Source organism: Acidovorax sp. (assembly GCF_046339755.1).
In the GTDB taxonomy this organism is placed as follows: domain Bacteria; phylum Pseudomonadota; class Gammaproteobacteria; order Burkholderiales; family Burkholderiaceae_C; genus Acidovorax.
Genome location: NZ_JBKDTZ010000351.1, coordinates 1 through 19,905 on the forward strand (window position 1 = coordinate 1; position 19,905 = coordinate 19,905).

The 19,905-nt window shown below is 66.2% G+C and carries 20 protein-coding genes; 10 read left to right on the forward strand and 10 right to left on the reverse strand.

Going from position 1 to position 19,905, the window contains the following annotated elements; genetic code table 11:
* Positions 1-246: 246 nt before the first annotated feature.
* Both dnaN and dnaA read right to left on the reverse strand, forming a co-directional pair.
* Positions 247-1,365 (reverse strand): DNA polymerase III subunit beta, encoded by a 1,119-nt coding sequence (gene dnaN / locus ACK59X_RS30705; protein ID WP_409962620.1) that lies wholly within the window; start codon positions 1,363-1,365, stop codon positions 247-249.
* A gap of 171 nt (positions 1,366-1,536) precedes the next feature.
* Entirely contained in the window at positions 1,537-3,015 is a 1,479-nt protein-coding gene (gene dnaA, locus ACK59X_RS30710; RefSeq protein ID WP_409962622.1) for a chromosomal replication initiator protein DnaA, read from the reverse strand.
* Between the two features lie 306 nt (positions 3,016-3,321).
* Here dnaA and rpmH point away from each other — a divergent pair, with 306 nt between their 5' ends.
* The 7 genes from rpmH to ACK59X_RS30745 all read left to right on the forward strand — a co-directional run bounded on the left by rpmH (position 3,322) and on the right by ACK59X_RS30745 (position 9,253).
* Positions 3,322-3,456, forward strand: a complete 135-nt coding sequence (gene rpmH / locus ACK59X_RS30715) for a 50S ribosomal protein L34 (protein WP_409962624.1) — start codon at positions 3,322-3,324, stop codon at positions 3,454-3,456.
* Positions 3,457-3,522: 66 nt separating this feature from the next.
* A complete protein-coding gene (locus tag ACK59X_RS30720; RefSeq protein WP_409962626.1) occupies positions 3,523-4,101 on the forward strand; it encodes a ribonuclease P protein component in 579 nt (192 codons plus the stop codon).
* Positions 4,098-4,397, forward strand: coding sequence for a membrane protein insertion efficiency factor YidD (gene yidD, locus ACK59X_RS30725; protein WP_409962628.1), 300 nt, complete (start codon positions 4,098-4,100; stop codon positions 4,395-4,397). The genes ACK59X_RS30720 and yidD overlap by 4 nt, the downstream gene beginning before the upstream one ends.
* Positions 4,394-6,112 carry a membrane protein insertase YidC gene (gene yidC / locus ACK59X_RS30730; protein ID WP_409962630.1) on the forward strand — a complete coding sequence of 573 codons (1,719 nt, stop codon included), beginning with the start codon at positions 4,394-4,396 and terminating at the stop codon, positions 6,110-6,112. Before yidD ends, yidC begins: the two co-directional genes overlap by 4 nt.
* Positions 6,113-6,189: 77 nt before the next feature.
* A complete protein-coding gene (gene mnmE, locus ACK59X_RS30735) occupies positions 6,190-7,614 on the forward strand; it encodes a tRNA uridine-5-carboxymethylaminomethyl(34) synthesis GTPase MnmE (protein WP_409962632.1) in 1,425 nt (474 codons plus the stop codon).
* A 93-nt stretch (positions 7,615-7,707) separates the two neighbouring features.
* On the forward strand, positions 7,708-8,199 hold the full coding sequence (locus ACK59X_RS30740; protein ID WP_409962634.1) for a Crp/Fnr family transcriptional regulator: 492 nt from the start codon (positions 7,708-7,710) through the stop codon (positions 8,197-8,199).
* A gap of 115 nt (positions 8,200-8,314) precedes the next feature.
* Positions 8,315-9,253 carry a hypothetical protein gene (locus ACK59X_RS30745; protein WP_409962636.1) on the forward strand — a complete coding sequence of 313 codons (939 nt, stop codon included), beginning with the start codon at positions 8,315-8,317 and terminating at the stop codon, positions 9,251-9,253.
* Between the two features lie 66 nt (positions 9,254-9,319).
* Here ACK59X_RS30745 and ACK59X_RS30750 read toward each other — a convergent pair whose 3' ends face one another.
* Positions 9,320-9,622 (reverse strand): flagellar basal body protein, encoded by a 303-nt coding sequence (locus tag ACK59X_RS30750; protein WP_409962638.1) that lies wholly within the window; start codon positions 9,620-9,622, stop codon positions 9,320-9,322.
* A 66-nt stretch (positions 9,623-9,688) separates the two neighbouring features.
* Positions 9,689-10,636 carry a LysR family transcriptional regulator gene (locus ACK59X_RS30755; RefSeq protein WP_409962640.1) on the reverse strand — a complete coding sequence of 316 codons (948 nt, stop codon included), beginning with the start codon at positions 10,634-10,636 and terminating at the stop codon, positions 9,689-9,691.
* 142 nt (positions 10,637-10,778) lie between these two features.
* Between ACK59X_RS30755 and ACK59X_RS30760 the strand changes: the two genes are divergently transcribed.
* Both ACK59X_RS30760 and ACK59X_RS30765 read left to right on the forward strand, forming a co-directional pair.
* Positions 10,779-12,140, forward strand: a complete 1,362-nt coding sequence (locus tag ACK59X_RS30760) for an aspartate aminotransferase family protein (RefSeq protein WP_409962642.1) — start codon at positions 10,779-10,781, stop codon at positions 12,138-12,140.
* A gap of 27 nt (positions 12,141-12,167) precedes the next feature.
* Positions 12,168-13,685: a CoA-acylating methylmalonate-semialdehyde dehydrogenase gene (locus ACK59X_RS30765; RefSeq protein ID WP_409962644.1), complete on the forward strand. Its 1,518-nt coding sequence runs from the start codon at positions 12,168-12,170 to the stop codon at positions 13,683-13,685.
* A 63-nt stretch (positions 13,686-13,748) separates the two neighbouring features.
* Here ACK59X_RS30765 and ACK59X_RS30770 read toward each other — a convergent pair whose 3' ends face one another.
* The 6 genes from ACK59X_RS30770 to ACK59X_RS30795 form a co-directional block, all read right to left on the reverse strand.
* Positions 13,749-14,309 (reverse strand): pentapeptide repeat-containing protein, encoded by a 561-nt coding sequence (locus ACK59X_RS30770; protein ID WP_409962646.1) that lies wholly within the window; start codon positions 14,307-14,309, stop codon positions 13,749-13,751.
* An 85-nt stretch (positions 14,310-14,394) separates the two neighbouring features.
* Positions 14,395-15,531, reverse strand: a complete 1,137-nt coding sequence (locus ACK59X_RS30775; protein ID WP_409962648.1) for a tetratricopeptide repeat protein — start codon at positions 15,529-15,531, stop codon at positions 14,395-14,397.
* The gene (locus tag ACK59X_RS30780; RefSeq protein ID WP_409962650.1) at positions 15,528-17,201 is read right to left on the reverse strand and encodes a DUF4384 domain-containing protein; all 1,674 of its coding nucleotides are present in this window, start codon (positions 17,199-17,201) and stop codon (positions 15,528-15,530) included. The genes ACK59X_RS30775 and ACK59X_RS30780 overlap by 4 nt, the downstream gene beginning before the upstream one ends.
* A 46-nt stretch (positions 17,202-17,247) precedes the next feature.
* Complete coding sequence (locus ACK59X_RS30785; RefSeq protein WP_409962652.1) at positions 17,248-17,604, reverse strand: hypothetical protein; 357 nt, start codon at positions 17,602-17,604, stop codon at positions 17,248-17,250.
* Between the two features lie 210 nt (positions 17,605-17,814).
* Positions 17,815-18,075: a hypothetical protein gene (locus tag ACK59X_RS30790; RefSeq protein WP_409962654.1), complete on the reverse strand. Its 261-nt coding sequence runs from the start codon at positions 18,073-18,075 to the stop codon at positions 17,815-17,817.
* 106 nt (positions 18,076-18,181) lie between these two features.
* Entirely contained in the window at positions 18,182-18,553 is a 372-nt protein-coding gene (locus tag ACK59X_RS30795; protein ID WP_409962655.1) for a hypothetical protein, read from the reverse strand.
* 673 nt (positions 18,554-19,226) lie between these two features.
* Here ACK59X_RS30795 and ACK59X_RS30800 point away from each other — a divergent pair.
* Complete coding sequence (locus ACK59X_RS30800; protein ID WP_409962657.1) at positions 19,227-19,886, forward strand: phage tail protein; 660 nt, start codon at positions 19,227-19,229, stop codon at positions 19,884-19,886.
* Positions 19,887-19,905: the final 19 nt, after the last annotated feature.

The following is a 19,905-nucleotide window of genomic DNA, read 5'->3' on the forward strand; positions in this document are numbered from 1 at the left end:
GCGCCGGCCTGGTTGGTGTCGATCTTTTGCGGAGCGGGCTCACCAGTGCCGGTAGGTTCTTGCTCGGGCAGGTTGTTGTCAGCGGTCATGGTGGCCTTGGGGTCCGGGGAAGCCGGGGTGGGCTTCCGATATCTGTCAATAGGGTTCAAACAGTGCTCTGATTCCCATCAGATGGGGTCAGGTAGCTATCAATTCAATAGCTTGCAAGGGTGTCCGCCGGGGTACGGGGGCACCCGGTGCACCGGGCTAGATGCGCATGGGCATCACGACGTACTTGAAGCTGTCGTTGTCGGGGATGGTGAGCAGCGCGGAGCTGTTGCCGTCGGAGAGCTCCACCTTCACCATGTCCTGGCCCATGTTGGCCAGGGCGTCGATCAGGTAGGTGACGTTGAAGCCGATCTCGATGGTGTCGCCACCGTAGTCGATGTCGAGCTCGTCCACGGCCTCTTCCTGCTCGGCGTTGTTGGACGCCACGCGCAGGGTGCCGGGCTCCAGGTTCAGGCGCACGCCCTTGAACTTGTCGCTGGTCATGATGGCGGTGCGCTGCAGGCTGGCCAGCAGCGGGGCGCGGCCCAGCGTGAGGTTGTTCTTGTGGTTCTTGGGGATGACGCGGTTGTAATCGGGGAACTTGCCTTCGACCAGCTTGGTCACGAACTCCATGCCGCCAAAGGTGAACTTGGCCTGGTTGTTGGCGAACTGCATCTCGATGTGGGGCTGGTTCTCGCCGCCGGCGTCGGACAGCAGGCGCTGCAGCTCGATCACGGTCTTGCGCGGCAGGATGACTTCCTGCTTGGGCACTTCCACATCCAGCGTGGCGCTGGCAAAGGCCAGGCGGTGGCCGTCGGTGGCCACCAGGGACAGCTGCTTGCCCTCGGCCACGAACAGGATGCCGTTGAGGTAGTAACGGATGTCCTGCACCGCCATGGCAAACGACACCTGGCCCAGCAGGTCCTTGAGCGTCTTTTGCGGCACGGCGAATACGGGGCCGAAGGCGGCCGATTCCTGCACCAGCGGGAAGTCCTCTGCCGGCAGGCTTTGCAGGGTGAAGCGGCTCTTGCCGCCCTTGAGGATGAGCTTGGACTGGGCGGATTCGAGGCTCACCGTCTGGTCGCTGGGCATGGTGCGCAGGATGTCGATGAGCTTGCGCGCGCCCACGGTGGTGGTGAAGTCGCCCGTGTCGCCGCCCAGCTCGGCCGTGGTGCGGATCTGGATTTCGAGGTCGCTGGTCGTCAGCTGCAGCGCATTGCCGGTCTTGCGGATCAGCACATTGGCCAGAATGGGCAAGGTGTGGCGGCGCTCCACGATGCCAGCCACGGATTGCAGAACCGCGAGTACCTTGTCTTGTGTTGCCTTCAGGACGATCATGTCATCAACCCCTTGCTTGTGGATCTTATTGGAACGGTGCGGGCAGCGGCACGGGTTGTGCCCCCCGGCTGCCCGATAACCCCCCATTTTGCCTTGTAAGTACGTGTTCACCCTGGCTTTGTGGCATAGAACACGCTCTTACAGAAATGCGCTTGGCGGAATGCACCGGGCTTAGCCCTTGAGGGTCTGTTCCAGCACGTGCAGCTGCTGGTTCAGCTCGGTGAGCTGCTGGCGTTCGCCCGAGATCTTGCGCACCGCGTGCAGCACGGTGGTGTGGTCGCGCCCGCCGAACAATTCACCGATCTCGGGAAGGCTCTTTTGCGTGAGCTCCTTGGCCAGGTACATGGCGATCTGGCGCGGGCGGGCAATGCTGGCCGGGCGCTTCTTGCTGTACATGTCGGCGACCTTGATCTTGTAGTAGTCCGCCACCGTCTTCTGGATGTTTTCCACCGAGATCTGCCGGTTCTGGATGGACAGCAGGTCGCGCAGCGCCTCGCGCGCCAGCTGGATGGAGATTTCCTTCTGGTTGAAGCGCGAGTACGCCAGGATCTTGCGCAGCGCGCCTTCGAGCTCGCGCACGTTGGAGCGCACGTTCTTGGCCACGAAGAAGGCGACTTCCTCGGGCATCTCGATGCCTTCGGCGCGGGCCTTGTTGATCAGGATGGCCACGCGCATTTCGAGCTCGGGCGGCTCGATGGCCACGGTGAGGCCCGAGTCGAAGCGCGAGACCAGGCGCTCGTGGATGTTGGCCAGGCCCTTGGGGTAGGTGTCGCTGGTCATCACGATGTGGCTCTTCTTGGCCAGCAGGGCTTCGAAGGCGTTGAAGAACTCTTCCTGCGTGCGGTCCTTGTTGGCGAAGAACTGCACGTCGTCGATGAGCAGCAGGTCCAGCGAGTGGTAGCGCTCCTTGAACTCGTCGAAGGTGCGGCGCTGGTAGGCCTTAACCACATCCGACACGAATTGCTCGGCATGGATGTAGAGAACTTTGGCGTCGGTCTTGTCGGCCAGCAGGCGGTTGCCCACAGCGTGCACCAAGTGGGTCTTGCCCAGGCCCACACCGCCGTAGATGAACAGCGGGTTGTACAGGTGGCCGGGCATGCCCGCCACGTGCATGGCAGCCGAGCGCGCCATGCGGTTGGCCGTGCCCTCGACCAGGGTCTCGAAGGTGAGGCCGGCGTTCAGGCGGTTGCGGAAGGCGGTCGCCGATTCGTCGGGGGCGCTGCTGGCGCTGTTGCCGTTACCGGAGTTGCTGTTGCTGTTGCTGCTGCCCTGCCCCTGGCCTTGCTGGTCGCTGTACGAAACCGGGGTCTGCGTGCCCGCTGCATTGGGGCGGACATAAGTGCGGGTAACGGCTTCACGTTGAGCAAGCGCTAACTCCAGTGTGACGGGCTGGCCGTACAGGTCTTCGAGGAGCAGCGAGATGCGCTTGGCGTACTGGGCCCGGATCCAGTCGAGCTTGAAGCGGTTGGCGACGAACAGCGTCACCTTGGAGAAGTCTTCCGTCACCTGCGCCACGAGGGGCTTGATCCAGGTGTTGAACTGCTGCTCGGGCAGGTCTTGCGCCAGTTGTTCTAGGCAGGCCTGCCACAGGCTCTGGCCTGCATCGGCTCCGGGGTTGGATGCGGAGCTGCTGGAGGGTTCCTCGGTCATTTATCGGGTGATTCTTTTTGTGGATAGGAGGAACGGTGCTGGACCTGGCATTGTAGCTTGTCAAGGAGTTATCCACAATTTGGAAGGCCGGGTGGTGCAACGGGCTTGCCCCCTGCGTCCGGGGCTGGAAAAGGCATTTTGAACGGCTGATTCCAGCGCGCCACAGGGTCTTCCCTGCCGCAGGCATTGCCAGCGGGGCACAAGCCTGCGATAATTTTGGGTTTCCCTGAATGTGTTCAGGGTGATTTGACCGGGCGTGCCGTTTTTTGCGCAGCAGTCCGGAACTGAACCTCAAGGATTAGAGCCATGAAACGTACTTACCAGCCCTCCAAGACCCGCCGCGCCCGCACCCACGGTTTCCTCGTGCGCATGAAGACCCGCGGCGGCCGTGCCGTCATCAACGCTCGCCGCGCCAATGGCCGCAAGCGCCTGGCTGTCTAAGGCCGGCAAGGTCCTGGGCCTGCACCCCGGTTTGCGCCGTCAGGTACCAAACGGGGCGCTTGCAGCATGCAACGGCTGAAAACCCGTCCGCAGTTCCAGGCCGCCATGGCGGGGGGCACCGTTTCCCGTACCGCCCATTTTGCGCTGCACCGCCTGGTGCTGGGCGCCGACGGCGCTGCCAGTTCTGGCGGTGCCGTTGTTGCGTCTGGCGATTCCAGGGCAGTGGCCGCTGCATCCGCACCCGATGACTCAGGGCCCGGCACCTCGCCGCAGGCCCTGTTCGGCGTTTCCGACGCCGTGTGGCTGGGCGCCATGGTGCCCAAGCGCTGGGCGCGCCGTGCGGTCACGCGCAACACCATCAAACGGCAGATCTACACCGTGGGCGCCACCTTCGAGGCGCGCCTGCCCCAGGCCGCGCACGTGGTGCGCCTGCGCAGCACCTTCGACCGCAAGCAGTTCATCAGCGCCACGTCCGACCAGCTCAAGCAGGCGGTGCGGGCCGAGCTGCTGCAGCTGTTCGGTTACGCCACCAAGCGTTCGGGCCATGGCCAGGGCGCCGGCGGCGCGGCTGGCAAGGACAGCGGCGGTGGTAGCAGAAGCGGCAAAAGCCCCAGCGTGCCACGGGCGTCGGCGGTTGCGCCATGATGCGGGCGCTGCTGATCGGGGTGGTCAAGGGCTATCGGCTGTTCCTGAGCCCCTGGCTGGGCTCGGCCTGCCGCTTCGAGCCGACCTGTTCGGTGTACTCGCTGCAGGCGCTGGAGCAGCATGGCGCTGCGGCCGGCAGTTATCTCACGGTGCGCAGGCTGGTTCGCTGCCACCCCTGGTGCGACGGGGGCCTTGACCCGGTCCCGCAAGAATTGCCGCGCAGCATGCGCTTGTTCTCACGGCTCGATCCTTCGTCGTCCACCACTCCAACATCCTCACCAAAGAAGTCTTCATGAACGACATTCGCCGCACCATACTGTGGGTGATTTTTGGCTTTTCCATGGTTCTGCTGTGGGACAAGTGGCAGTTGCACAACGGCAACAAGGCCACCTTCTTCCCCACCGCAGCCCCCGTGGCCGCGACGGCACCTGCGGGGACGGCCTCGGCTTCGGCCGGCGCTGCGAGCGTGCCCTCCACCACCAATTCGGCAGCACCTGCGACCGCATCGGCGCAGGGCGCATCGGCCGTGCCCGGCCAGCCTGCGCCCTCGGCCGCACCCGCCACGCGTGAGCGCGTGCAGGTGACGACCGACGTCTACCGCCTCACCTTCGACAGCGAAGGCGGCTCGCTGACGCATGCCGAGTTGCTCAAGCACGCCGACATCGGCGACAAGAGCGGCAAGAACTTCCTGCTGCTGGACGAGAGCGCGAACCGCGTGTACGTGGCGCAGACCGGCCTGATAGGCGGTGCCTTTCCCACGCACAAGACGCTGATGACGGCCGTGGCCGGCCCGCGCGAGCTCAAGGACGGGCAGGACGAGCTGTCCATCCGCTTCGAGTCGCCCGAGCAGGGCGGCGTGAAGCTGGTCAAGACCTGGACCGTGAAGCGCGGCCAGTACGACATCGCCGTGAAGCACGAGGTGGTGAACACCGGCACGGCCCCCGTGTCGCCCGAGCTGTACCTGCAGCTGGTGCGCGACGGCAACAAGCCGCCAGGCGAATCGTCGTTCTATTCCACCTTCACCGGCCCGGCGGTCTATACCGAGGCCAAGAAGTACCAGAAGGTCGAGTTCAAGGACATCGAGGCCGGCAAGGTTGACATCCAGAAGGATTCGACCAACGGCTATGTGGCCATGGTGCAGCACTACTTCGCCACCGCCTGGCTGCTGGGCAATGACATCCCGCGCAACCTGTTCATGCGCAAGGTGGACACCAACCTGTACTCGGTGGGCATGATCACCCAGCTGGGCGCGATTGCCCCCGGCGCCAGCAAGACCGTGGACGCACGCCTGTTCGCCGGCCCGCAGGTCGAGAAGACGCTGGAAGCGCTGACCCCCGGCCTGGAGCTGGTGAAGGACTATGGCTGGCTGACCATTCTGTCCAAGCCGCTGTACTGGCTGCTGGACCAGCTGCACAAGATCCTGGGCAACTGGGGCTGGGCCATCGTGGCGCTGGTGCTGTTGCTCAAGATCGCCTTCTACTGGCTCAACGCCAAGGCCTACGCCAGCATGGCCAAGATGAAGGCCATCAACCCCAAGATCATGGAGATGCGCGAGCGCCTGAAGGACAAACCGCAGCAGATGCAGCAGGAGATGATGCGCATCTACCGCGAGGAGAAGGTCAACCCCATGGGTGGCTGCTTCCCCATCATGATCCAGATCCCCGTGTTCATCGCCCTGTACTGGGTGCTGCTGTCCAGCGTGGAAATGCGCAATGCGCCCTGGATCGGCTGGATCCACGACCTGTCGGCACCGGACCCGTTCTTCATCCTGCCCCTGCTGATGACGCTGAGCTCGCTGCTGCAGACGGCCTTGAACCCCGCCCCGCCGGACCCGCTGCAGGCCAAGATGATGTGGTTCATGCCGCTGATCTTCAGCGTGATGTTCTTCTTCTTCCCGGCCGGCTTGGTGCTGTACTGGCTGACGAACAACATCCTGTCGATCGCGCAGCAGTGGATCATCAACACCCGCATGGGCGTGCCACCGCAGTTCAACCTGCCCAGTTTCAAGTGATCACCGCCTGATCGCAGAAACTCCCGAAAGGCCGCGCAAGCGGCCTTTTTCCTTGCATCCCGTTAAAGTCGCTCCCCATGCTCGCCCGCCACGCCGACCCCATTGTTGCCATTGCCACTGCCCCGGGGCGCGGCGCCGTGGGCATCGTGCGCGTGTCGGGCAAGGGCATCGCGCCGCTGGTGCAGGCCCTGTGCGGGCGCGAGTTGCGCCCGCGCGAGGCGCATTACCTGCCGTTTCGTGATGCCGAGGGCCAGGCCATCGACCAGGGGCTGGCGCTGTACTTTCCGGCGCCGCATTCGTACACGGGGGAGGACGTGCTGGAGCTGCAGGCCCATGGCGGCCCGGTGGTGCTGCAGCTGCTGGTGGCGCGCTGCCTGGAGGCGGCGGCCGCTGCGCGGGCCGATGGCGGCGGGGCCTTGCTGGCCGGGCTGCGCGTGGCCGAGCCCGGGGAGTTCACCGAGCGCGCTTTTCTCAACGACAAGATCGACCTGGCCCAGGCCGAGGCGATTGCCGATTTGATCGACGCCTCGACTTCGGCGGCGGCGCGCAGTGCGAGCCGCTCGCTCACGGGCGCCTTCTCGAACGAGATACACGCGCTGCGCGATGCGCTGATCCACTTGCGCATGCTGGTGGAGGCGACGCTGGATTTCCCCGAGGAGGACATCGACTTTTTGCAGCAGGCCGATGCCCAGGGCCAGCTCGACCGGCTGCAAGAGACTTTGGCGCGTGTGCGCCAGCGCGCCCAGCAAGGTGCGCTGCTGCGCGAGGGCATCAAGGTGGTGATCGCCGGCCAGCCCAACGCGGGCAAGAGCTCGCTGCTCAACGCGCTGGCGGGGGCGGAGCTTGCCATCGTGACCCCGATTGCCGGCACCACGCGCGACAAGGTGCAGCAGACCATCCAGATCGAGGGCGTGCCGCTGCACGTCGTCGATACGGCCGGACTGCGCGACAGCGACGATCCGGTGGAGCGCATCGGCATCGCGCGCGCCTGGGACGAGATCGCCGCGGCCGATGCCGTGCTGTTCCTGCACGACCTGTCGCGCGCCGACACGGCGGACTACGCGGCCAGCGATGCGGCCATCGGCGCCGACATGGCGCAGCGCCTGCCGGCGTCGGTGCCTGTGATCGACGTCTGGAACAAGATCGATTGCGTGGACGAAGCCGTGGCCGCCCGGCTGCAGGGCCCGGGCCGCTCGGTGCGGCTGTCGGCGCGCACGGGCACCGGCCTGGAAGAGCTGCGCCGTACGCTGCTCACGGTGGCGGGCTGGCAGTCGGCGCCCGAGGGTGTCTACATCGCCCGCGCGCGCCATGTGCAGGCGCTGCAGGCAGTGGCAGCACACCTCGATGAAGCGCACATGCAGTTACAGGCACGGGCCCCGGCCCTTGACATCCTGGCCGAAGAACTGCGCCTGGCGCAGAACGCGCTGGGGGCGATTACCGGAGAGTTCACGTCCGATGATCTTCTGGGCGTGATTTTCTCGAGCTTTTGCATCGGAAAGTAGCCTGCGGCCATCGCCTGCCTGGGCGCTTTTGTTGTAAACGGACGTAAACAGCGCTTGTGCGCAACCTGTAACAGGGTTACTTTAAGGACAACCATGAACGTCCTATCCCCCGCTGCCACCAAAGCCGATCTGCAGGGCCTGATCGATGCCATCGCCCAGGCCAGTGCCGACGACAGCATGAACAACCCGCTCACCCCTGCGCAATGGGACACGGTGGCTTCGTACCTGCTGCCCTGCATTCTGCCTTCGGGGCATGTGCTGTTCCAGCAGGGTACGACGGACCGCACCCTGTACTTTGTGGAGAGCGGCAGCCTGAGCGTGCACTTCCAGGACGAGAAGGAGCGCCTGCGCCTGGCCATCGTGGGCCCGGGCTCGGTGCTGGGCGAGGGGGCCTTCTTTTCGCACCGGGCGCGCAGTGCCACGGTGCAGGCCACCGGGCCGTGCAAGCTGTGGAGCCTGACGGCCATCCGTTTCACCGAACTGACCAACCGCCAGCCCGCCATTGCCCTGGGCCTGGCCATGGCTGCGGGCTCGGTGCTGGCTAAGCGCCTGGGCAATCGCCGCCGGCGCGTTGCGGCGACCTGACATTCCCTGTCAGCCGGCACCCCTTTTGGGACCGGTGGCATCAATGCGGGCCATGGGCTCGCGTTACACTCGAATCGGACAACCCATTGCAGGCGCACTCCGAGGAAAGCAAGCCATGTCACTGTTCAGCTGGTTCAGCCGCAAACCGGCACCGCCCAAGCCCCGGCCCAATGCGGCGTCGGAGACTTCGGGCCTGCTCAACGCCGACGCCACGGTGCCACTGTCTGCTGGCCGCCAGGGCGGCAAACCCCTGGTCGACACCGTGCCGCCCGAGCACGCCGCCAACCGCAAGAACGAGCGCATGGAGCGCCGCGAACTGCTCTACACCGTGGTGCGCGACGCCATGGTGCGTGCCGGCGTGCTGTCGGCCAGTTACAAATTCAAGGTGTTGTCGCTGGACCAGCGTGGCCGCCAGTTCCTGGTGATGATGGACCTGGCGCGCGAGTACGGCGGCGAGACCGTGCGCCTGTCCGAGATCGAGGCATTGATCGCCCAGACCGCCAAGACGCGCTACGACATCCTGGTGACCGCCGTGTACTGGCGCATCAACGACCATGTGGCCGTGGGCATTCCGCAAAAAGGCATCGCGCCGCTGGGTGCGGCCTTGCCGGTGGGCGGTGCCGCTCCGGTCCCCGCCGCCGTGCGGCGCCCGCTGCCGCCGGTGTCGGCCCCTGCCCCGCTGACGGCCACGCCGTCCGCACCCATTTCGCGCCCGGCACCCTTGCGCGCCGCAGCGCCCGTGGCGACGGCCCCGGCACCGCTGACGGGCACGGCCCGCCCCACCGCGCCGGTGGACTACGAAGCCACCCGCCCCGTGCCGCGCTTCGAGCCCATCGAGGCCGATGAAGTGGCCGCCTTCAAGCGCGCCCTGGCCGACGCCGCCGGTACCAACCCCACGCCCGTCACCCCGGCGCGCCCCGGTGGTGTGCCCGTGCGCTCGGGCCCGATCCGCCCCCGGCCACCCAATGCGACCGGCTTCGAGGACACGGAAATGCCCGGCTCGGAAGAGCGCGGCCCGGACCTGAGCAGCACGCAGTACGGCGAATTGCGCTGAGCTCGAAAAGCGCAAAAAGCAAAGGCGGCCCGGGGGCCGCCTTTTTCATTGCGCTCAGCTTGCTGGTCAGGCCTTCACATCCAGCAAGGAGCCCATCATCTGGTCCTGGGTCTTGACCACCTGCAGGCTGGCCTTGAAGGCGTAGGTGGCCGACATCTGCTCGACGGCTTCCTGCTCCAGCGCCACGCCCTCTTCCTGGCTGCGGCGCACGGAACCGGTGACGCCGGCACCGCCTGGCGTGGCTTCCTGCTCGACCACCTGGCGCTGGTAGCGCGGCGTGTTCATGTTGGCCACGTTGTTGGCCGAGGCATCCAGCCGCAATTGGGCGGCCTGCATGCCGGATGAGCCGATCGAGGAAATGGACGCCATGGTGCTGTGCTCCGGGGTGGGTGCCTAATTATCGGGCAGCTTGCCCTGAATGCGCCAGCCCGCCGGTCACCCCTGCTGCGCAGTCGGGTTTAGGGCGTGGGCCTGCACCAGGCACTGCTGGAAGGCCTGTGCCGCGCGCGAGGGCTCGGGCGAGCGGCGCAGCAGGCCCACAAACTTGCAGCTGTAGCGCAGCAGCGCGGGCTGCACGGCCTGCATCAGGCCGCGCCGCTCGAAGACCTCGGCATAGTGGTCGGGCAGGAAACCGAGGTAGCGGCCCGAGAGGATCAGCGTGGCAATGGACTCCTGGTCGAACCCCGTGGCCGTGCGCGACAGGCGCGCCTGGTGGCTCAGCTCCATGTTGGGCGAGTGGTAGCCCAGGCCGGCGAAGGGCTGGTGGCGCAGGGCCTCCCAGTCGAGCGCGGTGTCGTCGATGCCGAACAGCGGGTGGCCTGCGCCGCAGTACAGCAGCATGGTCTCGGTGAACAGATCGGTGTAGAGCAGGCTCTGCGAGGCCCGGTGCGCCGGGATGATGCCGACCTGGAAGGTGCCGTCGATCACCCCGCGCTCGATGGCGTTGATGGTGCCCACATGCATCTGCAGGTGCACATCGGGGGCCTGCTTGGCAAAGGCGGCAATGGCATCGCCGATGCGCGCGGCCGGGTTGGTGGCCGTCTTGTCGAACACCGCCACGGCGAGCTGCCCGCCCATGCGCGCGTGGATGTCGTCCACCGCATTGCGGAAACCCTGTACCGAGGCCAGCAGGCGCAGCGTTTCGTCGTAGACGCGCTGCCCCTCGGGCGTGAGGGCGAAACCGGCCCGCCCGCGCCGGCACAGGTTCAGGCCCAGGCGGGTTTCCAGGTCCTTGACGTGGCGGCTCACGGTGCTGGTGCCGATGTTGAGTTCCAGCTCCGCGGCCGACATGCCGCCGCATTCGGCCACGGCCTTGAACACCTGCAGCAGGCGCAGGTCCATGTCGCTGAGCTGGCCCAGCACGGCGCGGTTCTTGGTGTTCATGGAGGTCCCGTCATTACTTGCAAAAATACGCAAGTAAACATTGATATTGCACTATTTGAGAGATTAACACCGGGGGCAACAATCCGCCCGAGACCCGCATCGGCCTGCCCTTGCGGCCGTTGTTTTGCACTGGAGATTTCCCATGAGCTTCGTCAACATCGAAAAACCTGCTTCCGACGCCGGCGGTGACCGCCTGGATGCCGCCTGGCTCGACGCGCACTGGATGCCCTATACGGCCAACCGCCAGTTCAAGGCGGCCCCGCGCATGATCGTGGAGGGCAGCGGTGCCTACTACACCGACGCCGACGGCCGCAAGATCTTCGACGGCCTGTCGGGCCTGTGGTGCACGGGCCTGGGCCATGGCCGCCGCGAGATCGCCGAGGCCGTGGGCAAGCAGGCGCTCAAGCTCGACTATGCGCCGGCCTTCCAGTTCGGCCACCCGCTCTCGTTCGAGCTGGCCAACCGCATCAAGGCCATCACGCCCGACGGCCTCGATTACGTGTTCTTCACGGGCTCGGGTTCCGAGTCGGCCGATACCTCGCTCAAGATGGCGCGCGCCTATTGGCGTGCCAAGGGCCAGGCCAGCAAGACGCGCCTGATCGGCCGCGAAAAGGGCTACCACGGCGTGAACTTCGGCGGCATCTCGGTGGGCGGCATCGTGGCCAACCGCAAGCTCTTCGGCCAGGGCGTCGAAGCCGACCACCTGCCCCACACCCAGCCGGCCGCCGGCTCCTTCCACAAGGGCATGCCGCCCACAGGCAAGGAACTGGCCGACCGCCTGCTGGACGTGATCGCGCTGCACGACGCCTCGAACATCGCGGCGGTGATCGTCGAGCCCTTCTCGGGCTCGGCCGGCGTGGTGATCCCGCCCGTGGGCTACCTGCAGCGCCTGCGCGAGATCTGCACGCAGAACAACATCCTGCTGATCTTCGACGAAGTGATCACCGCCTTCGGCCGCTCGGGCGCCTGGACCGGGGCCGAGGCCTTCGGTGTGACGCCGGACATCCTGAACTTCGCCAAGCAGGTGACCAACGGCGCCCAGCCTCTGGGCGGCGTGGTGGCGACCAAGGAGATCTACGACACCTTCATGAATGCGGGCGGCCCAGAGTACATGCTCGAGTTCCCGCACGGCTACACCTACTCGGCCCACCCCGTGGCCTGCGCCGCCGGCATCGCCGCGCTGGACTTGCTGCAGAGCGAGGACGCCATCGGCCGCGTGAAGGCCCTGAGCCCCCACTTCGAGCAGGCCGTGCACAGCCTCAAGGGCAGCAAGCACGTGCTCGATATCCGCAACTACGGGCTGGCCGCGGGCATCACGATCGCCGCGCTGCCCGGCGAGCCGGCTCGCCGCCCCTACGAAATCGCGATGAACTGCTGGAAGAAGGGCTTCTACGTGCGCTACGGTGGCGACACCATCCAGCTGGCCCCGCCCTTCATCAGCGAAAAGGCCGAGATCGACCGCCTCGTCAACGCCCTGGGCGATGCCCTCGCCGAAACCGCCTGAGTTCCACTTTTTAGCCATTCCTTTGCCATGAACCACGACAAGAGCGTCACCACGACCGTCGGCCACCTGATCGAGGGCCAGATCGTTGCCGATACCGAGCGCACGCAGCCGGTCTTCAACCCCGCCACGGGCCAGTCCAGCACCAACGTCGCGCTGGCCAGCCAGGCCACGGTGGAGCGCGCCATCGCCTCGGCCGAGGCGGCCTTCCCGGCCTGGCGCAACACGCCGCCGCTCAAGCGCGCCCGCGTGATGAGCAGGCTCAAGGTGCTGCTCGAAGAGAACGCCGACAAGATCGCCGCCATGATCACCGCCGAGCACGGCAAGGTGCTCAGCGACGCGCACGGCGAGCTGCAGCGCGGCATCGAGAACGTCGAGTACGCCAGCTACGCACCCGAGCTGCTCAAGGGCGAGCACAGCCGCAACGTCGGCCCCGGCATCGACTCGTGGAGCGAGTTCCAGGCGCTGGGCGTCACCGCCGGCATCACGCCCTTCAACTTCCCGGCCATGGTGCCGCTGTGGATGTGGCCCATGGCCGTGGCCTGCGGCAACACCTTCGTGCTCAAGCCCTCCGAGCGCGATCCCACCAGCGCGCTTTTCATCGCCCAGCTGGCGCAGGAAGCCGGCCTGCCCCCAGGCGTGCTCAACGTGGTCAACGGCGACAAGCTGGCCGTGGACACGCTGCTGCGCGATGCGCGCGTCAAGGCCGTGAGCTTCGTCGGCTCCACGCCCATCGCCGAGTACATCTACTCCGAAGGCTGCAAGCATGGCAAGCGCGTGCAGGCCCTGGGCGGCGCCAAGAACCACGCCATCGTGATGCCCGACGCCGACATCGGCAACGCCGTGAGCGCGCTGATGGGTGCCGCCTACGGCAGCTGCGGCGAGCGCTGCATGGCCATCCCGCTGGTGGTGGCCGTGGGCGACGAGGCTGGTGATGCGGTCGTGGCCGGCCTCAAGACCGAGATCGCCAAGATGAAGGTCGGCCCGGGCACGGACAACGGCAACGACATGGGCCCGCTGGTGACCAAGCCCCATTTCGAGAAGGTCAAGTCCTATGTGGACAGCGGCGTGGCCGAAGGCGCCACGCTGGTGGTCGACGGCCGCGGCGTGACGGTGGCCGGTCACGAGGACGGCTACTTCCTGGGCGCCTGCCTGTTCGACAACGTCAAGCCCGGCATGAAAATCTACCAGGAAGAGATCTTCGGCCCCGTGCTCGGCGTGGTGCGCGTGAAGACGCTGCAGGAAGCCATGAAGCTGATCGACGACCACGAGTACGGCAACGGCACCTGCATCTTCACGCGCGACGGCGAGGCCGCCCGCTATTTCACCGACCACATCCAGGTCGGCATGGTGGGCGTGAACGTACCCCTGCCCGTGCCGGTGGCCTACCATTCCTTCGGCGGGTGGAAGCGCAGCCTGTTCGGCGATCTGCACGCCTACGGCCCCGACGCCGTGCGCTTCTATACCAAGCGCAAGACCATCACGCAGCGCTGGCCCTCGGCCGGCGTGCGCGAAGGTGCGGTGTTCAGCTTCCCGAGCAGCCGCTGACCGGTTGCATCCCCATGACGAAAGGCCCCTCGGGGCCGTTTTTTCCTGGGATGGTGCAGGGGCTCAGCAGGCAGCGCGGCAGCGCTTGCCATCCGTCCAGGTGGCGCCTTCGAGCTGTGCAGAGTCCAGGTCCACATTGACCATCATGGCGCCCGTGAGGTTGGCGCCGCGCAGGTCGGCCTGCTCCATGCTCACGTTGACGAATTCGGCCCCGCGCAGATCGGCGCCCGAGAGGTTGGCGCGCGACAGGTCCACGTTGGTGAACTTGCGGCCGGCCAGTTGGGCGCCCGCGAAATTGCGCCCCGAGAGGTCGCTGTTCACATAGTCATGGCTCTTGCCACCCTTGGCAGGCTTGGCGTTGCCGGAGTTGGTCACCGTGGTCGAGGCACCCTGCACCACCACGCGGCCGCTGCCACCGCCGATGGTGGTTTCCACGCGGGCGTTGCCGTCGGTGGCAGTGATGATCTGCTGGCCGTTGACGGTCACCGAGGCGTTGTTGTCGCCCGCGATCACCGTGCCGGCACCGTTGGAGGCCAGGTTGCGCTGGGCGTGGGCCAGGGGCATGCAGGCGGCGGCCGCCGTGAAGGCGATCAGGGTGCTGGCCAGCGTGTGGTGGTGTTTCATTGCTCGGTTTCCCTTCGTTCGGTCGGTTGGTTGTTGGGCGGGGCCCCTGCCCCCACCCGCCCGCAGTGCGGGCGCGGGCTGGACTTTAAGGGGGTGTGGCGCTGTCGTCGGTAACAGGCGGTGTCCAACGTAAGCTGGTGAGATTCCACAGCGGGTCTTCACTGCGCCGCGGGCGGTCGGACAGCATGTCGCGCCCTTCCTTGCCGGAGTCCGTGCGGGCATTGATGCGCGTGGCCAGCTCCTCCATCCAGGCCGCATCCACGCCGCGCGCGGAGTTGTCGCGCGAGGAGCGGCTGAAGACCAGCGCCAGGAATTCGCGCGCGCTGCGCGATCCGGCGTCGGCCGCGCGGCGGTACAGCTGGATGGCCTGGGCGAAGTCGCGCTGCACGCCTCCCTTGCCCTGGTGGTACAGCTGGGCCAGCTGCAGGGTGGCGTCGGCATTGCCGTCGTCCGACAGGGTGCGCAGGCGCGCCAGCGTGGCCGACTCGCTGGAGCGGTTCTGGCGCTCCAGGCGCAGGTAGTTGGCGCGGGCCACACCGTAGCCCTGGGCCGCGGCGAGCACGTACATCTCGCGTGCCCGCTCCAGGCTGCCGTCGAGCTCCCAGGCCACGGCCAGGTCGTTCATGGCCAGGGGGTCGCCGTCCTGCGCGGCCTGTTCCAGCAGGCGGCGCGCGTCGCGCAGCTTGCGCGGGCCGGTGATCTGGCCTTCGAGCAGCGACTCGATGTAGGTGGCGCGCACCAGGCCGGCGGCGCGGGCCTTGTGCAGCCATTCGCGGGCGGCGGACAGGTCCCGCATGCCGCCGGCGTTGTCCACGCCCAGCAGGTAGCCGAAGCCGGCCATGCCGCGCACATCGCCGGCCTGGGCCGCGCGGCCCCACCAGCGCCGCGCCGTGGCCGCGGCCTGGGGCAGGCCGGGGTTGGTGTGGTAGTACATGCCGACCTGGACCATGGCATCGGCATCGCCGTCGTTGGCGGCCTCGATCAGGCTGTTGAGCACCTGTTCGGTATTGGCCGAGGGCAGGCGCAGCGAGCCGCCGGGCGTCTGGGGCGTGCGCACGGCGCTGCCCTGCGGGGCCGAGGCCGGCTGCGCCGAAGGCAGCTGGATCACGGCCTGGGCGGCGCCGGTGGCGGCCGCGCAGCAGGCGGCCAGGGTCCAGCGCAGGGCCGTCCTGCGTGCCCGGTCGGCGGGCACGCCCTGGGGTGGCAGGCGGGCGGTGCTCATTTGGCAGGCCGGTTGGGGTTGGCGTTACGGGCGCGGCTGGCGGCGGGTGCGGGCTCGGGGGCCTGCACGTTCCAGTCGAGCGAGGTGCTCATCACGCCGACGCCGGCCTGCTCAAAGGCGCTCTGCACCTGGGCCAGGCTGGTCACGCTCTTGATCGGCTCCAGGTTGGCGCTGGTCAGCGTGGCCGGGATCTGGCCCTTGAGCGGCTGGGCCGTCATGGCGCAGAACATGTTCTCGGTGCCGCCGCGTGCAGTCTCGATCAGGAAGGAATTGGGCTTGCTGATGTCGGGGATGAGCACGCTGGTGCGGCCCTGCACCGTGGCCGAGGGCTGCATCGGGTTCGGGTAGACCTGGCTGATGGAGCCGCCCGCGTCCTGGTAGTAGCAGTAGAGGTAGCCGGTGCGCGGCGGCACGACGCGCACCACGATGGCTTCGCCGACCTTGAGGTCGCGGTCCTTGCGGCCGACCATGCTCAGCGCGATGGTGCGCGGATCGGGTTCGTTGGCGGGCAAACCGCTGGGGCGGGCCACGAGCTTGTCGTCTGCGTATTCGGGCTTGCGCAGCTTGCCCTCGGCCGACATGCCCACGAAGCTGCGCATGAGCCGGGTGTAGGTCTCGAAGTTGACCACGCCCACGGGCGTGAGGTCCTGCGAGGCCTGGTACTGGGTCACAGCCTTGCGGAAGGCGGGCGAATCGCTGCCGTCCGTCGTACCGCTCCACATGCCGTGGGTCTGCAGCACGCGCTGCGCCAGGCTCCAGCGCTCGGTCACGCTGGCCTCGTCGAACCAGGCGCGCATCTGGCGCATGAACTCGGGGTGGTTTTGCTCGTAGTCGATGCAGTCCCAGTACGGCACCTTGGCCCACTTGCCCACCAGCTCGATGGCAGCCAGGTCCACCAGCAGGCGCACGGCGGCGCCGGCGCCCTGGTTGTTGTCGGCCGCCACCTCGTACTGCACGCCAACGCGGTAGATGTGCTTGGGCAGGCCGGTGGCCTTGGCGCCGATCTCCACCGCCTTGCCGCCGGTGGCCACGATGAGCTCGTTGGCCGATTCGATGCCCGAGTACAGCGTGCGCGTGTTCATGTCCCCGAGGTGCAGATCCAGGCCCACGGCGCTGCCCAGCACGTCCCAGCTGTAGCCGGTATCGGTGGCGGCGGTGGAGATGCCCAGGCTCTGGCGCTTGGAGACCACGGTCTTGTCGCCGAAGCTGATGGCGCCCGAGATGTAGATCTGCGGCTTGCGCAGCTCCATCTGGTTGTTGTTGAGCAGCAGGCTGGTGAGGGTCTGCACCGTGTCCTGGCGCAGCGCGTCCACCTCGTAGTCCACCACGCGGAAGGCCTGGCTGGTGCGCGACATGCGCGACAGGGCCGTGATCAGCATCTCCTTGGTGCCGGTGCTGAACAGACCCGAGGGGTCGGGGATGTTCTTCACCGCGATCAGGGTGGTGGGCGTGTTCTCGGCGGCCAGCATGCGGTCCATGCAGGCCAGGCCTTCGCGCAGCACGGAGCCCGATTTGCTCGGGGTGACCAGGGGCGCCTGCTCCACGGTGCCCTGTTCGATGATGTTGACGCGGTCGCTGACATTGGGCTGGATGGCGCAGCCCGACATCAAAAGTGTCAGGGCCGAAAGGGCCAGCAGGCGGCGGCGCGGCGAGGAGCAGTTCATGTTCATCAGGCTGGAACCCGGTGGGTGGGGTGGTGTTGGGGAGGTGCGGGGACTACTTGCAGAGGTTGATCACCGGGCCTTGCACCACGATGACCTGGTCGTTGTTGGCGGTGCCGAAGCGGTTGCCGATGCCCGATTCGCCCTCGGGCGCCTTGGGCGCGCCGATGTTGGTGGCGCAGCTGCTGCCGCTGGGGCCGGTGACGAGCTTGCGGTCCACCGTGGCCAGGGTGTCCTCGGCATCGATGCGGGTGCGCGAGAGCACATTGGTGACCTTGGTGCGCGAGGCCGGGTCGAGCCCGCTGCGCCCGGCCGGGGGCTTCTGGACGGGTGTCTGGGCAAAGGCGGCCGAAGACGCTGCGGCGGCGCACGCGCCGAGCAGGCACAGTGCGGCGAGACGATGGGATTTCATGGTGTGCTTCTCCTCTATATGACCTGTGCAAAGTCTTTTGCACCGGCATCCGTGCGGGCCAAAGGACTTTGGACAGGTTTCCCAAGGGCGCGCAGCAGCGCTACTGCGCGCCTTGTTCTTCTGTCTGGGTGTGCGGATTCCGGGGATCCGCAGGCGCTCGGTGCGCCGAAGGGCTTACTTGCCGTCGTTGGAAGCCAGGTACTGCTCGGCCTAGGAAGCGCCGAAGCCCATGTTGGCGACAGCGCCGTTCTTCACGGAGACTTCCTGGGTGTTGTTGCCGCCGATCTTGACGTTGCCCTTGTTGGAAGCCAGGTTCTGCTTGGCGGTGGAGGCACCGAAGGCCATGTTGGCCACGGCGCCGTTCTGCACGGTCACCTTCTGGTTGTTGTTGCCGCCGATCTTCACTTCTGCGTGGGCAGCGCCAGCGACGAGAACCAGAGCGGAAATGGCCAGTGCGAAAGTCTTTTGCATAATGAACTCCATTGATAAAGATAAAAAAGAAAGGCGCCAGATAGATAATGGCTGCCACGGGAAAATCCGGTTGATCTTCAATAACCTACCGGAGGTTTTGGCGGAATTACCTTCCACCAATATTGACAACACTTTTCACGCCCTTGCCAGCGGCTTGGTTGAGGATCGGGCCCTGGACCGAAATCACCTGGCTGCCAGAGCCGGCACCGGCCCCTGTGCGCGAGGCGATATTCAATTCGCTGTGGGCGCCGAAGGTCGCGGCATTGAGCACGGCACCGCGCACCACTACCTGCTGGGAATTGCCACTGATGACCTGGGCACCCTGGGTGGACGAGATATTCATCACGGCGGTGCCGCCTGTGGCAGCCACGTTCGCGGCGCCACCGATCAGATCGACGGTCTGCTGGTTGCCGCCGCTGTGGGCGAATGCGGGGGCCAGGGCCGCTGCCGCAATCCAGGGAGAAATCAAATGCTTCATTCCAGATTTCCAATCGATTCAAGTTCTGCTTGCCGTTAATCGCATTCAGGTCGCTGCCTGTTTTCATGCCGCGGTGTGTTTGCGATTTGTTGGACGAAGATTAGCAAGGAACTTTCTGAATTTTTCAGGTCCAAGGGCAGTTTCGAGCCCGTTCGTGACAAATTCATTAAATTGGTGCAGATCTCGCAGAAGTGCTCCCAACTGCGCAAAACTTCTCAAAATCGGCGATGGCGCCATTTTTGTAGTGCAATATCTGCAACAAAAAGAAAGCAAAATGGATTTTCCATATGATCATCAAAACATATGGATACATTTCTGGAAAATGAATACATATGTGACAGCGCCGTGGAAGCCCTCAAGAACCCTGCCGAGGTGCCTTGCCGGATGCTCCGTGGTCGAAAAAAGTGGGGGAAAGACGCCAGGGAAGGTGGCAGGGCAACATCAGCAACCCCCGGTGCCGGTCGAAGCGATGGGGTGCACGTCGGCTGACCAGCCCAGGCGCTGCAGGGCAGTTCCGCCGCCATCCATTCATACAGCGGTGGCACACCGGCTCGGCGGCCAATGCGTGCCGAGACACGGCGCTGCGGTGCGTGCAATTTCTTCGTTGACCGCTTCTGCCATACCGCCATAGCATCACGGCGCCTTACATACCCACTCTTTTCAAGGAGCTCTCATGGAAGCATTTCTGGGCACTATCCTGCCCATCGGGTTTACCTACGCGCCACGTGGCTGGGCGTTCTGCAATGGACAGTTGCTGCCCATTGCCCAGAATTCGGCACTGTTCGCGTTGTTGGGAACGGTGTATGGCGGCAACGGGACGACCACCTTTGGCCTGCCGGACCTGCGTGGCCGGGTTCCGGTCGGTTCGCAGGGCAATGGCCCGGGAATTTCTCCCATCGCGCAAGGTGAGATGGCGGGAACCAACAACACCACCGTGATCGCCAGCGGCACGACCTCGGTGACGCTGGGCGTCGCCAACCTGCCCGCCCACACCCACGCGGTCACCGTCGATTCCGCGGCATTTACCACCACCGTGCAGGCGTCCACGGGTACGACCGGCACCAGCACCACCCCGACCACCGGCGCCTTTCTGAGTGCTTCGCCCGGGGGGCCCGGCAGCGCCTCCATCTACTCGACGACCCCGAGCGGACAGGTCAATCTGGGCGGCGTGGGCACCGCCATTGCGGCCAACGCGGTGACCGCGGCCAACACGGGCAGCGGCCAGACCCTGCTGGCCCCCGTGACGACCAACGGCACCGCGTCCATCATGCAGCCTTATCTGGGCGTGAACTTCATCATCGCCCTGGAAGGCATCTTCCCATCCCGCAACTGAGGGCCGGCGGGGTCAGCCA

Coding starts and splice junctions, on each gene's coding strand:
- dnaN (WP_409962620.1), bottom strand. CDS start 1,365: ATGATCGTCCTGAAGGCAACACAAGACAAGGTACTCGCGGTTCTGCAA.
- dnaA (WP_409962622.1), bottom strand. CDS start 3,015: ATGACCGAGGAACCCTCCAGCAGCTCCGCATCCAACCCCGGAGCCGAT.
- rpmH (WP_409962624.1), top strand. CDS start 3,322: ATGAAACGTACTTACCAGCCCTCCAAGACCCGCCGCGCCCGCACCCAC.
- ACK59X_RS30720 (WP_409962626.1), top strand. CDS start 3,523: ATGCAACGGCTGAAAACCCGTCCGCAGTTCCAGGCCGCCATGGCGGGG.
- yidD (WP_409962628.1), top strand. CDS start 4,098: ATGATGCGGGCGCTGCTGATCGGGGTGGTCAAGGGCTATCGGCTGTTC.
- yidC (WP_409962630.1), top strand. CDS start 4,394: ATGAACGACATTCGCCGCACCATACTGTGGGTGATTTTTGGCTTTTCC.
- mnmE (WP_409962632.1), top strand. CDS start 6,190: ATGCTCGCCCGCCACGCCGACCCCATTGTTGCCATTGCCACTGCCCCG.
- ACK59X_RS30740 (WP_409962634.1), top strand. CDS start 7,708: ATGAACGTCCTATCCCCCGCTGCCACCAAAGCCGATCTGCAGGGCCTG.
- ACK59X_RS30745 (WP_409962636.1), top strand. CDS start 8,315: ATGTCACTGTTCAGCTGGTTCAGCCGCAAACCGGCACCGCCCAAGCCC.
- ACK59X_RS30750 (WP_409962638.1), bottom strand. CDS start 9,622: ATGGCGTCCATTTCCTCGATCGGCTCATCCGGCATGCAGGCCGCCCAA.
- ACK59X_RS30755 (WP_409962640.1), bottom strand. CDS start 10,636: ATGAACACCAAGAACCGCGCCGTGCTGGGCCAGCTCAGCGACATGGAC.
- ACK59X_RS30760 (WP_409962642.1), top strand. CDS start 10,779: ATGAGCTTCGTCAACATCGAAAAACCTGCTTCCGACGCCGGCGGTGAC.
- ACK59X_RS30765 (WP_409962644.1), top strand. CDS start 12,168: ATGAACCACGACAAGAGCGTCACCACGACCGTCGGCCACCTGATCGAG.
- ACK59X_RS30770 (WP_409962646.1), bottom strand. CDS start 14,309: ATGAAACACCACCACACGCTGGCCAGCACCCTGATCGCCTTCACGGCG.
- ACK59X_RS30775 (WP_409962648.1), bottom strand. CDS start 15,531: ATGAGCACCGCCCGCCTGCCACCCCAGGGCGTGCCCGCCGACCGGGCA.
- ACK59X_RS30780 (WP_409962650.1), bottom strand. CDS start 17,201: ATGAACATGAACTGCTCCTCGCCGCGCCGCCGCCTGCTGGCCCTTTCG.
- ACK59X_RS30785 (WP_409962652.1), bottom strand. CDS start 17,604: ATGAAATCCCATCGTCTCGCCGCACTGTGCCTGCTCGGCGCGTGCGCC.
- ACK59X_RS30790 (WP_409962654.1), bottom strand. CDS start 18,075: ATGCAAAAGACTTTCGCACTGGCCATTTCCGCTCTGGTTCTCGTCGCT.
- ACK59X_RS30795 (WP_409962655.1), bottom strand. CDS start 18,553: ATGAAGCATTTGATTTCTCCCTGGATTGCGGCAGCGGCCCTGGCCCCC.
- ACK59X_RS30800 (WP_409962657.1), top strand. CDS start 19,227: ATGGAAGCATTTCTGGGCACTATCCTGCCCATCGGGTTTACCTACGCG.